This window comes from Brenneria goodwinii, assembly GCF_002291445.1.
GTDB lineage: Bacteria > Pseudomonadota > Gammaproteobacteria > Enterobacterales > Enterobacteriaceae > Brenneria > Brenneria goodwinii.
On the sequence record NZ_CP014137.1, the window covers coordinates 3,235,724 to 3,248,249 of the forward strand.

The 12,526-nt window shown below is 55.5% G+C and carries 12 protein-coding genes and 1 riboswitch; of the genes, 9 read left to right on the plus strand and 3 right to left on the minus strand.

The annotated features are described in order from the left end of the window. Window positions 1-12: 12 nt before the first annotated feature. From ACN28R_RS14355 to ACN28R_RS14375, 5 genes are read left to right on the plus strand one after another with little or no spacing between them, the layout of a single operon-like run. Window positions 13-960, plus strand: a complete 948-nt coding sequence (locus tag ACN28R_RS14355; protein WP_095834761.1) for an ABC transporter permease — start codon at window positions 13-15, stop codon at window positions 958-960. Further along, window positions 953-1,786, plus strand: a complete 834-nt coding sequence (locus ACN28R_RS14360) for an ABC transporter permease (protein WP_095834762.1) — start codon at window positions 953-955, stop codon at window positions 1,784-1,786. Before ACN28R_RS14355 ends, ACN28R_RS14360 begins: the two co-directional genes overlap by 8 nt. Next, entirely contained in the window at window positions 1,783-3,429 is a 1,647-nt protein-coding gene (gene nikE / locus ACN28R_RS14365) for a nickel ABC transporter ATP-binding protein NikE (RefSeq protein WP_095834763.1), read from the plus strand. Before ACN28R_RS14360 ends, nikE begins: the two co-directional genes overlap by 4 nt. Before the next feature lie 27 nt (window positions 3,430-3,456). After that, complete coding sequence (locus ACN28R_RS14370) at window positions 3,457-4,680, plus strand: M20 family metallopeptidase (RefSeq protein ID WP_048636049.1); 1,224 nt, start codon at window positions 3,457-3,459, stop codon at window positions 4,678-4,680. Beyond that, window positions 4,680-5,798 (plus strand): M24 family metallopeptidase, encoded by a 1,119-nt coding sequence (locus tag ACN28R_RS14375; protein WP_183096782.1) that lies wholly within the window; start codon window positions 4,680-4,682, stop codon window positions 5,796-5,798. Before ACN28R_RS14370 ends, ACN28R_RS14375 begins: the two co-directional genes overlap by 1 nt. Window positions 5,799-5,828: 30 nt before the next feature. Here the strand turns inward: ACN28R_RS14375 and ribB are convergent, their stop codons facing one another. Further along, window positions 5,829-6,482 carry a 3,4-dihydroxy-2-butanone-4-phosphate synthase gene (gene ribB / locus ACN28R_RS14380; protein WP_048636051.1) on the minus strand — a complete coding sequence of 218 codons (654 nt, stop codon included), beginning with the start codon at window positions 6,480-6,482 and terminating at the stop codon, window positions 5,829-5,831. Between the two features lie 142 nt (window positions 6,483-6,624). Further along, window positions 6,625-6,819, minus strand: a riboswitch (FMN riboswitch). A 214-nt stretch (window positions 6,820-7,033) separates the two neighbouring features. On the opposite strand from ribB, the gene ubiK reads away from it, so the two are divergent. Continuing rightward, window positions 7,034-7,321 carry a ubiquinone biosynthesis accessory factor UbiK gene (gene ubiK, locus ACN28R_RS14385; protein WP_048636052.1) on the plus strand — a complete coding sequence of 96 codons (288 nt, stop codon included), beginning with the start codon at window positions 7,034-7,036 and terminating at the stop codon, window positions 7,319-7,321. Window positions 7,322-7,367: 46 nt separating this feature from the next. Here the strand turns inward: ubiK and yjeH are convergent, their stop codons facing one another. Together yjeH and zipA are read right to left on the minus strand one after the other, a co-directional pair. Next, window positions 7,368-8,621 (minus strand): L-methionine/branched-chain amino acid transporter, encoded by a 1,254-nt coding sequence (gene yjeH, locus ACN28R_RS14390; RefSeq protein ID WP_095834764.1) that lies wholly within the window; start codon window positions 8,619-8,621, stop codon window positions 7,368-7,370. A 107-nt stretch (window positions 8,622-8,728) separates the two neighbouring features. After that, on the minus strand, window positions 8,729-9,691 hold the full coding sequence (gene zipA, locus ACN28R_RS14395; RefSeq protein WP_183096783.1) for a cell division protein ZipA: 963 nt from the start codon (window positions 9,689-9,691) through the stop codon (window positions 8,729-8,731). 224 nt (window positions 9,692-9,915) lie between these two features. On the opposite strand from zipA, the gene cysZ reads away from it, so the two are divergent. The 3 genes from cysZ (at window position 9,916) to ptsH (ending at window position 12,510) form a co-directional block, all read left to right on the plus strand. Next, window positions 9,916-10,686 carry a sulfate transporter CysZ gene (gene cysZ / locus ACN28R_RS14400; protein WP_048636054.1) on the plus strand — a complete coding sequence of 257 codons (771 nt, stop codon included), beginning with the start codon at window positions 9,916-9,918 and terminating at the stop codon, window positions 10,684-10,686. A 154-nt stretch (window positions 10,687-10,840) separates the two neighbouring features. Then, the gene (gene cysK / locus ACN28R_RS14405) at window positions 10,841-11,809 is read left to right on the plus strand and encodes a cysteine synthase A (protein ID WP_048636055.1); all 969 of its coding nucleotides are present in this window, start codon (window positions 10,841-10,843) and stop codon (window positions 11,807-11,809) included. 443 nt (window positions 11,810-12,252) lie between these two features. Continuing rightward, window positions 12,253-12,510: a phosphocarrier protein Hpr gene (gene ptsH / locus ACN28R_RS14410; RefSeq protein ID WP_005971891.1), complete on the plus strand. Its 258-nt coding sequence runs from the start codon at window positions 12,253-12,255 to the stop codon at window positions 12,508-12,510. Window positions 12,511-12,526 lie beyond the last annotated feature (16 nt).

Here is a 12,526-nt window from a genome sequence, read left to right on the forward strand (position 1 = left end):
CGGGGAGGCAGTGTGACCGCAAGCTATCTGCTAAAACGATTTTTACTGGTGATCTATACCTTGCTGGTGGTTTCACTGCTGGTGTTCGGCATTACCCAACTGCTTCCCGCCGATGCCGCCGTCACCCTGCTGGGGCAAAACGCCACGCCGCAGGCATTGGCGGCGGTGCGGGAACGGCTAGGGCTGGACGCACCGGCCTGGTGGCAATATTGGCAATGGCTCAAAGGTATCGTCCAGGGCGACTGGGGCATTTCCATGCGCAGCGGACTGCCCGTCGCGCCGACTCTGCTTACCGCCCTCTCCCGTTCGCTGCTGCTGGCGGCCTGTGCGCTGACGCTGATGCTGATTATCGCTATTCCACTTGGGATCTGGGCGGCAATACGACAGGGGAAAATGGCGGATATGCTGGTCGGCGTGCTGTCGTATGTCGGGGTGTCTTTTCCCGAGTTCGTGACCGCCACCCTGCTCCTGCTGCTCTTTGCCGATATCTGGCAGTGGTTGCCCGCCACCGGTTATGTCCCCCTGACGGAAGATCTGCTCGGCGGCATTCGCCATCTGATCCTGCCTTCGGTCACCGTGGCGCTGATTCTGGTTGCTCACGTTTCGCGCATGGTGCGCTCCGAAATGGTCGACGTGCTGCAAACCGACTATATCCGGGCCGCCTATCTGAAGGGATTATCGCGCCGCCGCATCCTATGGCGTCATGCGCTGCGTAACGGACTGATGCCCACGATCACCATCGTCGCGCTGGATGTCGGCTATCTGCTGGGCGGTATCGTCGTAGTGGAAGAGATCTTCGCGATCCCCGGTATCGGCAGAGAATTGATCGTCGCCGTGCAATCACGGGATCTGCCGACCATTCAGGCTGGCGTCATGATTCTGGCGGCCACCTATTCCATCGTTAATTTCCTGGCCGACCTGGCATATATCACTCTGGATAAACGGATCCACTATGCCTGATCTCATTAAACAGCTGCTTCGATCTCCGCAGGGCGCCACCGGCAGCCTGATTCTGTTGCTGGCGCTGGTGATGGTATGCGGCGGCAAACACCTTGCCCCCTACGACCCGGAAAGCCTGTCGCTGCTGGCGCGCTATCAGGCGCCCAGCCTGCAACACTGGTTCGGCACCGATCAGCTTGGGCGCGATATTTTCAGCCGCGTCATGTCCGGCGCCAGAGCCACTATCCTGCTCTCTTTGCTGGCGACGTCGCTAGCCATGCTTATCGGCTCCGCCATCGGCACCACCAGCGCCTATCTGGGCGGGCGCATTGATGAAGCCATCATGCGCACCATGGACGCCATTATGTCCATTCCCAGTTTGCTGTTCGCCCTGCTGATCGTCAGTACGCTCGGTCAGAGTAGCCTGAATGCCGTACTGGCTATCACCATCGCCTTTATTCCCGGCATGGTGCGCATCGCCCGCAGCGTCTCCCTCTCCGTGCGCCAGCAGGATTACATCAACGCCGCCATCGCCAGAGGCGAAAATACCGGCTACATCATTGTGCGGGAAATGCTGCCCAATATCATCGCCCCCATCATCGTCGAGGCCACCATCCGCGTCGCCTTCGCCATTATGCTGTTCGCTACGCTGAGCTTCCTCGGCCTTGGCGCGCAGCCGCCGGAGCCGGAATGGGGGCTGATGGTGTCCGAAGCCCGCGCCTATTTCTTCAACGCCCCGTGGATGATGCTAATCCCCGGACTCGCCATCGCCATCGTCGCCATCGGTTTCAACCTGCTGGGCGACGGCCTGCGCGACGTACTCAATCCAAGGAGCCGCCGATCATGACGCCGGATATCGACCACGCGGCAAATACGCCGGTTCTGTCAGTGGAAAACTACAGCCTCGACTACCTGCTGCCCCGGGGGGATGTGCTGCATGTGTTGGATAATATCAATCTGTACGTTCGGCATGGCGAAGTCGTCGGGTTGGTTGGGGAATCAGGCTCGGGGAAAACCACGCTGGGCTGGTCCATCATGCGCTATCTGGCCGCCAACGCCAGAGAGCAAAGCGGCGCGATCCGCCTGCTTGGCGACGATCTGCGGCAAATGCCGCAAACGCAAATTGAATCGCTGCGCGGCGGCCGGCTGGGAATGATTTTCCAGGATCCCAGCGCCGCGCTGAACCCAACGCTGTCATTGGGCGAACAGATCACCGAAGTGTTAATTCGCCACCGCCGGTTGGATCAGCGTCAGGCTAACGAGCTGGCGATCCAGCTAATGCAAGACGTTGAGCTCAAGCAACCGCGGGAAATGATGAAGCGCTATCCGCATCAGGTTTCCGGGGGGGAAAAGCAGCGCATTCTGATCGCCGCCGCGTTTGCCTGCCGGCCGGCGTGTCTCATCTTTGATGAACCGACCACCGCGCTTGATGCGATCAGCGCGTCGCAAATCCTCCAGCTATTTGAACGCCTGCGCGAAGAAACCGGCGTCGCGGCGCTGTATATTTCTCACGATCTGGCGCTGGTGTCGAAAGTCGCCGACCAGGTCTGCGTGCTGGAAAAGGGCCGCATTATCGAACAGGCGCCGGCCCGGCAACTCTTCCGCCATCCCCAGCATGACTACACGAGGAGTCTGGTGCGCGCGGCGCCCGATCCCCATTGCCGTCTGCTGACGCATGAGGACATGGCAACCAAGCGCGAACCGCTGTTGAGTCTGGAGAAACTGACCATTTCCTATGGCCGCCACGGCCTGCTGGACAAGCTATTGCAGCGTTCATCCGGGCAGACCAAAGCCGCGGACGATATCAACCTGACCATTCACCGTGGAGAGATCGTCGGCGTCGTCGGCGAGTCCGGTTCGGGAAAATCATCGTTGGCTAAGGCGCTCACCGGGCTGGTGCCGTTCAACGGCAAGCTGGATTTTCGCGGGTATAACCTGTTCGGCGCGGCCGAAATGGATAAAGATTATCGCCGTCGGGTACAGATGATTTTTCAGCATCCCGATGCCTCGCTTAACCCGCGCCAGCGCATTGGCGAAATCATCGCCCGCCCGCTGCGGCTATACGGCCTTCCCAAAGGGGAAACCGAGCCGCAGGCGGTTGCCCGGCTGCTGGCAGAGGTCCGTTTGCCTGCCGATGTGGCGCAGCGTTTTCCCCATGAGTTGTCCGGCGGGCAGAAACAGCGGGTCGCCATCGCCAGAGCCTTTGCCTATCCGCCGGAGCTGGTGATCTGTGATGAGATTACGGCCGCGCTGGATGTCTCGGTACAGGCCACCATTATTGAACTGTTGCTTAACCTGCGCCGCCGCTACGGTACGGCCTACCTATTTATTACCCATGACCTCAACCTGATCCGCCAGATTGCCCATCGGGTTGCCGTGATGTATCGCAGCGAGTTGCTGGAGATCCTGCCCGGAGAGGACATGGCCGACAGCGCCAAACACCCCTATACGCAAGCATTACTGGCCGCCGTTCATGTGCCGGAACATTGATAACCTCATGATAAATAAGAGTACATTATGACATCAGAACAACTATTGACATCCATCGACACACAATATTGCCTGAATTTTTTGGCTAGCATGGTGCAACATAAAAGCTATAGCGCCACCGAGGGAGAACGCAGGCTGGCCGACTATATGGTGGAACAAATGCGGGCTCTGGGATTAAGCGCAGAGCTGCAACCCGTTCCCGGCGAGCGTTACAATGCCATCGGTACGCTGCACGGCGCCGGCGGCGGCAACAGCCTGCTATTCAACGGCCACCTGGACACCAACCCCGTCACCGAAGGCTGGACCGTCGACCCTTGGGGCGGCAAGATTGACGATACCTTTATTTATGGTATCGGCGTCTCCAATATGAAGGCCGGCGACGCCGCCTATTTCTGTGCGCTGAAAACCCTGATTGACGCCGGCGTCAAACTGAAAGGCGATGTTGTCCTGACCTACGTGGTGGGCGAGCTTCAGGGAGGCATCGGCACGATTGCCGCCATCGAACAGGGGATCAAGGCGGATTACTTTATTAATGCCGAACCGACCGATTTGCAGGCGCTGTCCATGCACGCGGGCTCGCTGATGTTTACCATCGAACTGGTGGGAGATACCCGCCATCTGTCCAAACGGGAAGAGGCGGTTGACGCCATCATGGCGGCGGTCGAGCTGATTCCGCAGATCAATACCATGACCTTTTCCGGCGCGAAAAGCCCCGAACATCTGAAAATCAACCGTGCCCATATCGGTACGGTGCATGGCGCGCTGGGGCGCGATCTGGAAGAGTGGCGTCCGCCCCAGGTGGCCGATTTTGTTCGTATGAAAGGCTCCGCCCGTTTTGCGCCCGGCCAAACCGTGGCAAGCGTGCTGGACGATCTGCAAAGCAAGCTGGATCGGCTGACCGAGAAGTACCCTGGTTTACAGGCGACGCTATTCGATGACGGCAAGCGGGATCGCCCCACCATGCTGCCGTTTGAAGTCTCGCCCTCTTCACGCATCGTGCAGGCGGTCAATCGGGCCTATCAAACCATTCGCGCAGAAAAACAGCCCACCGGCGCAATTACGCCGCCGGCCTTCTACGGTACCGACGCCGCCCACTTTTACCAGATGTTGGGCATGGAAGGCATCGTTTGCGGACCGGGAGGAAAATTCAATACCATGCCGGACGAGCGGGTGCATATCACGGATTTCCTCGACATGATTCGCATCTATATGTTGGCGATCCTGGATATCTGCCAACCCGTGGAGGCCTGATGAGCGACGTAAATCATGCCGCCCTGGCCCGCATTCGGGCGGCGATGAACTCGGCGCAAGCCGAGCTCCTGATCGTCGACCAGGGGGAACTCCTGGCCTGGCTGACCGGCTATAGCGTATCTGAAACCCTGTACCGCGCCTGCCTGGTTCCGCTGCAAGGCGAACCCTGGATGGTGCTGCGCCAGTTGGATGAAGCGCCCTGCCGCCAAAGCAGCTGGCTGCGGGAGATCGTGACCTTCGACGACCACCAGTCTCCCTGGCAATGCGTGGCGGACAGCATAGAGGCAAAAGGATACGGACGCGGCAGGCTCGCCGCAGACTTCAACTCTTACGGTATGACCGTACACAACTGGCGGCAGTTGCAGAAGTCTCTGCCCGCTGCGCACTGGGTTGATATGACCGGCGTCAGCGACCAATTACGACAGGTCAAATTTCCGCAGGAATTGGCCTGCCTGCAGCAGGCGGCCGATATCGCCGATCGCGCCATGTCGGCGCTGACCGAACAGGTCAGAAGCGGCTGGCGGGTACGGGATGCGGCGGCGCTGGCTGCCGCCTGCTTCTTGCGGGACGGCGCGGACACCGGCGAAACCGGGCCTATCGTCTGCGCGTGCAGCGACAACGGCTTTCTGCATAACAGCAATCACGATCATCGTCTGGCGGCCGGCGACATTCTGCATGTCGAACTGATCCCGAAAGTCAGCCATTACAGCGCCCGCATCATGCGGCCGATATTTATCGGCCAGCCAACGGCGCGGCAGCAGCAGGTGGCGCATCAGCTGATTGAACTGCAGGATCGGCAGCTAGCGATGATGACCCCGGACACGCCGGCCAATGAAGTGGATGCGTTACTGCGCGAGGGCGTTCTGGCCGCGGGCTTACGCCGCGCCTACGGCAACGTCACCGGCTATGCGTTAGGATTGTATACCCGCACGCCCAGACCCAGCGATTTTTCATACTGCTTTACGCCGGCGGCAAACTGGCGGCTGGAAGAGAATATGGTTTTCCATATGTATGCGTCGGCTCAGGGGATCGCCTTTAGCGAAACGGTACAGGTGACGTCTCAGGGAGGAAAACGCCTGAGCCGATTGCCCAGGCAGGCGTTTATTGCGCCATATTGATATATGGCGCGTTATCTTGAAGCAAGAAAATTAGCTGGCTTTGCGTTCCGTGGCCTGGCGATAAGCCATGATGTCTTCAATCGTCAATACCGGCATATTATGCTGTTTGGCAAAGGCGATCACTTCCGGCGCGCGCGCCATCGAGCCGTCATCGTTAGTCAGCTCACACAGTACGCCAGCCGGTTTCAGCCCCGCCAGCGTAGCCAAATCGACCGACGCTTCCGTGTGTCCGCCACGGGTTAATACGCCGCCCGGCTGAGCGCGCAACGGGAAAACATGCCCGGGATGACTCAAGTCGCTCGGTTTGGCATCGTCGGCAATCGCCGCACGGATGGTAGTGATACGGTCTGCGGCGGAAACCCCGGTGGTGACTCCATTTGCCGCTTCAATCGTGATGGTGAATGCGGTTTGATAGTGGCTGGAGTTATGCTCCACCATCATCGGCAATTCCAGTTGCTGGCGGCGTTCTTCCGTCAGGCACAGGCAAACAATGCCGCTGCCGTGGCGGATCGTCAGCGCCATCTGTTCCACAGTCATGTTTTCAGCCGCAAAAACCATGTCACCTTCGTTTTCACGATTTTCATCGTCCAGCACCAACACACCACGGCCTTGACGCAGGGCATCAAGCGCACGTTCTACACGTTCAAGCGGATTGCCGAATTCAGAAAGTAATGTCTGATTCATGGTAAAAAACCTCAATGTTAATATGGATTACCAGAACCAGGGCGAGATTAAGGAGTCGCCATCGCAACAAATTGCGTTGCAATGACTAAAAAATAACGCGAGTGGATATAATTATATAAAAATATAACTACCCGACAGGTACCGTTACTCTCTCCCGTCCGGACTCTAACCGTCGGCTCCGGAATTACACCGGATCTGCTGACCTCACGCTGGGAAACCAAACTATTCGCCGGTAAACCAAACGGTGAGCGCTCGCGGGCTTCCAACGCGTATATAACAATATACATACGGCTGGTTTACCGCCGGTGGGGAATTACACCCCGCCCTGAGAATAAGCGCAATAACTATAACGCTAATGAAGTAGCAGGGCAATTGATTAGCAACAAGAAATGTGACGCGACGCCACGGAATAATCGCCAGGCGCATCCAGCCAGTATCAGGCGGAAACGTGAAAGATGGCGGGGATAAATGTGAGTTTTAGTTTATCCGGCAACCAACTAGCATTACACTGAACATATGATCATCCGACATAGCATAATCAGGAAAGCGCCATGATTGACACGAAAAAGATTGAACAGATCGCCCGTCAGGTGCATGAGTCCATGCCGAAAGGTATCCGGGAGTTGGGCGACGACGTAGAAAAGAAAATTCGTCAGGTATTACAGGCGCAGTTTAGCCGGCTTGATTTAGTCAATCGCGAAGAGTTTGACGTCCAGACTCAGGTACTGCTGCGCACCCGCGAGAAAATCGCCCGGCTGGAGCAGCGTCTGACCGAGTTGGAAGCAAAGCTCTCCGCCGAAGAGAAACCGGCGCCCGCCGCGACGCCAGACGACGAATAATCTCGTCGTCATTAACGCCTCCGCCCGCCTGGCCGGAGGCGTCGTCTTAATGGAGAGCGAGCTCTCTTTGTTTATGCGGTAGGAAAATCCAAAGTAACGCCAGCACAATAAGCGCATAGAGCGATTTCCAACCGATCATCAATAACAGCGCGCAGCAAAGCAGGCTGCCGATCATCGCCATGACTCTGGCCCGCCCTTTCAGCAATCGCCATCCAGACAGCATGCACAGCAGATAGATCAAAACAAAAATCCCATTCGCATACACGATAAGCTGATCCAGCGGCAATTTCAGCCAGTAAATCAATAAACAACTTATCACACAGCACGACACCACCGCAGACAGCGCATTGGCTGGCGTCTGTCCGGCGGAGAGTTTAGCCAACGAACTGCCCGCCGGCGCCTGCGACCATACCAGGCGGGCAAAGCCTTGCGTATAGATATTCACACCGGCAAAGCAGGCCAGATAGCCGACGATACAGGCAAACCATAGCGCCTGCTCACCAAACAACTGCACGACAATCCGCGGCAATGACGAGGTCGCCACCCATCCTGCGCCATAAGCATGAAAGTGCAACACGGCGACGGTGCATCCCCAGTAAACCGCGCCGGCCACCAACATGCCGATCAGCAACGCCCGGGGAAAATCGCGTTCCGGCACGCGGAACTCCGTCGCCATATGGGCAAAAGCCTCCATGCCGACAAAACACCAAAACATCACAGCCAACGCATCAAAAGTATTCGGCCAGGAAAACTTACTGACTGTCGGCCAATGGATATGGGCCGGCGTAATATTTCCCTGCCACCAGATGGCTACCACCAATCCGACGACCAACAGCGCGATAATGACCTGAATATTGCCGCTCGATCTGGCACTACGCCTCCCCAGCAGCCATATTCCGCCAAGCGTCAGCAACTGCACCAGCAGCAACTCATTCGTGCTCCAGCCAAATGCGGCTTGCCAGAAACCGGCGGCAATTTGTAACGCGGCCGGCAAACCAAGCGGAATAACCGACAAAAATAGCCAGCCGCTAACCCGCGCCAGACGCGGGCCAAAAGCCATGGTGACAAAATGGGCTGTTCCTCCGGCATTGGGAAAATGCTGACCCAGCGCCGCGAATCCAATTGCAATCGGAAAAACAAAAAGAATCAGCAGCGGCCAGGCCCACAGGCTATCCTGCTGGGCAATCTGCGCGACCAGCGCCGGCACCGCGAAAACGCCCGTCCCCAGCAGAGAAGTGGAAAGCAGTCCGACGCCTTGCATCATGCTCAGATCCTGTTTTAATCCTGTTGTTTCACTCACAGCCACTCACCTTATTTTTTCATTGTTTTTCCAAGCCACGCGCCATCAATCCATGCCAATAAAAAAGCCCCCAAAACGGAGGCTTCGTCACGACTCATTGTCTCGCGTCAGGTATTGGCTTTCAATACATCCCGAATTCGCGCTTTGTAAGATTCGACTTTTTGCGGCGTCATCATTCTGCGCTCGTCATCAAGAACCACGCCGCCGACATCATCAGCAATACGCTGCGCCGACTGGAGCATCAGCTTAAAGTTCTGACCGGCATCGCCATAAGAAGGCACCATCATAAACATGGATACGCCGGGAGTGGAAAACTCGGACATTTCATCCGGATTGAATGAACCGGGTTTCACCATGTTAGCCAGACTGAATAATACGGGTCCGCCGCCGGCCGGGTTGACATGACGATGGAAAATATTCATTTCCCCGAACTGGAATCCTGACTGCAACACGCTTTGCAGCAACAGTTCGCCACCGATAACGCCCCCCTGATGCGCGGCGACATGCAGGACCAAAACGGCTTCTTTCGGTTGTTCATCCTGGACGGGTTCGGCGGAATGCAACGGAGAGTGAACCGCCGCGGACTCTTTTTCCTCTTGCTCATGCGTATCGTCCGCAGACAAGGGATCTTCTGAGAATACGGACGGCTCGTGCGACGGCATATCCAGTTTAGGCTCGACGCCCTTGGCGCGGCCATCGCTATGAACCTGCTGCGCGCGCGCGGGATCGACAGGCGTGGTTTCACCTAGCAGCGGATCGTATGACGACTCTGATTGAACAGGCGTCTTGCCAAACGCTGATTTGGCGGCGGGACGCGTGTCCTCATCCGCATGATAACTACCCAGCGAAGGCTCATTCTGCGGCCGCCCGCTCTTCACGCGAACCTCGCCGACGCCCTCATCAAGTTCCTCAAGCGGGGTTTCATCACGCTCATTTTTCAAGCGTTTAACTGGGCGGTCGCGGAAAAGGGACGAGCGCTCTTTACGGCTGGTCCACAAGCCGTGCAGCAACAGCGCTATTATCGCGATCGCGCCAACGACGATTAATATCAGACGCAAGTCCTGCATCATTGCTATCCCAATTGTTTCAATACATTGCCACCGCGGCAAAGACTTATATACCACTAACTCTATTTGCCTGCGTACACAAGTGCAAGTCTGCACGGTACATTATGACAATAAAGATAGATACAACGCATTTTTTTGCTGTTTTTTCATCCAAGTGCCGTCTGGTCAGTATAAAATCATCCCATTATGATGCAGCCATATATAGACAAACAGAGAGCAATGACGCTATGCCTTATTTAAAACCGGTTGATAAACCACGCAGCGGTATCCACTATTTTGTTGAAGGGTGGCGCTTGATTTCGCTGCCCGGTATCCGCCGCTTCGTCATTCTGCCTTTATTAGTGAATATTCTGCTGATGGGCGGCGCGTTTTGGTGGCTCTTCACCCGCCTTGGCGATTGGATCCCGCAGGTCATGAACCACATTCCGACGTGGCTCCAGTGGCTGAGCTACCTCATCTGGCCGATTGCCGTGCTATCCATTTTGTTGGTGTTCGGCTATCTGTTCAGCACGATCGCCAATTTCATCGCGGCTCCGTTCAATGGCCTGCTGGCCGAACAACTGGAAGCGCGCCTAACCGGCCAGCCGCTGCCTGACAGCGGCATTCTGGGGATAGCCAAAGATGTTCCGCGCATTATGAAACGGGAAGTGCAGAAACTGGCTTATTACCTGCCGCGCGCCGTCGTTCTGCTTTTACTCTATTTCATTCCCGGAGTCGGGCAAACCGTCGCTCCCGTGTTGTGGTTCCTGTTCAGCGCCTGGATGCTGGCCATCCAGTATTGTGACTACCCGTTCGATAACCACAAAGTCAGCTTTCCCACCATGCGTCAGGCATTGCGCCGGCATAAGGTCACCAATATGCAGTTTGGGGCGCTGATCAGCCTGTTTACGCTGATTCCTTTTTTAAATTTGGTCATTATGCCGGTGGCGGTTTGCGGCGCGACGGTGCTGTGGGCCGAGTGCTACCGTAGCCTTTCCGCCGTACAGTCAAAACCGTAATGAGAGACGGCGCAACTTGGCTGATGTTTCATGTTGTAATGAAAACATATTTCCTAAGAACATAACGATATAGCAATTCTTTACTTCACTGACGGGTACGAACGAGTATTCTCTCTATGTTCGCAAAAATTTCATACAGTTATAAGGACGGGCTATGAGCAAGATCTACGAAGACAATTCTTTTACAATCGGCCATACGCCGCTGGTTCGCCTGAACCGTATCGGCAACGGACGCATTCTGGCTAAGGTTGAGTCGCGCAATCCCAGTTTCAGCGTTAAATGCCGTATCGGTTCCAATCTGATCTGGGATGCGGAAAAACGCGGAGTGCTGAAAAAAGGCATCGAACTGGTTGAGCCTACCAGCGGTAATACCGGTATCGCGTTAGCCTATGTGGCCGCCGCTCGTGGTTATAAGCTGACGCTGACCATGCCGGAAACCATGAGTATCGAACGACGTAAACTGCTTAAGGCGCTGGGCGCGAAGCTGGTGCTTACCGAAGGCGCAAAAGGCATGAAAGGCGCCATCGCCAAAGCAGAAGAGATTGTCGCCAGCGATCCTGACCGTTTCATATTACTGCAGCAGTTCAGCAACCCCGCCAACCCGGAAATTCACGAAAAGACCACCGGGCCGGAAATCTGGGAAGATACCGACGGCGCAGTTGACGTATTTATCGCCGGTGTCGGTACTGGCGGCACCCTGACCGGGGTAAGCCGTTACATCAAGAATACCAAAGGCAAGGCAATCACCAGCGTGGCGGTGGAGCCGTCTGACTCTCCGGTCATCAGTCAGGCGTTGGCGGGTGAAGAGATAAAACCAGGCCCACACAAGATCCAGGGGATCGGCGCAGGCTTCATTCCGGATAACCTCGACCTCAAATTGGTTGATCGGGTGGAAAAAATCACTAACGAAGAAGCGATCAGCACCGCTCGTCGTTTAATGGAAGAAGAAGGCATTCTGGCGGGTATCTCTTCAGGCGCCGCGGTCGCTGCCGCGTTGAACCTGCTCAAAGAGAAAGAGTTTGAAGATAAAACCATCGTGGTGATCCTGCCGTCTTCCGGTGAGCGCTACCTGAGCACAGCGCTCTTCGCAGACCTGTTTACCGAACAAGAATTGCAGCAATAAATTCACTGAATGTCTCACAACGGCAAGTAAATGAAATGTTAAAAAAGCACCTGCACAGGTGCTTTTTTTAGTGCATTTTTGTGGCGCAGTTCAAACTTTCCATCATATGTGGATTGCTTTTCTGACTTAGGTCTAGTATTTAACCGAACAATTATTTCGATGCGTAAAATTAATATCACTCCAAAAATCACTATTCGCTGAATCGATTTAACTGAGGCAGAGATGGTTGTATCATCGCTCTACATGCCCGGTTCAAACAATGATTCAAGAATCTGGTGGTGTTTGGTGGTATTTTATTCAGGAAATACTTTTACGTTTCCTTGCCGCATCCCGGCCTGCCCCTGTAACATAATCAGGTGCTAACCACACAGGCTAAAGTTCGGCGCATGCGCTAAACTTTAGCTCCACAACATCAATCTAATCCATAAGTTGGGGAATACAGAATGTTCCAGCAAGAAGTGACTATTACAGCACCGAACGGCCTGCACACTCGTCCTGCTGCTCAGTTTGTCAAAGAAGCCAAAGGCTTTACTTCAGAAATCACCGTAACATCCAACGGTAAAAGCGCCAGTGCCAAAAGCCTATTCAAGTTACAAACGCTTGGTTTAACCCAGGGTACTGTGGTTACCATTGCGGCAGAAGGTGAAGACGAACAGAAAGCTGTGGAACATCTGGTTAAGCTAATGGCTGAGCTTGAGTAATAGACAAGCCTTACAG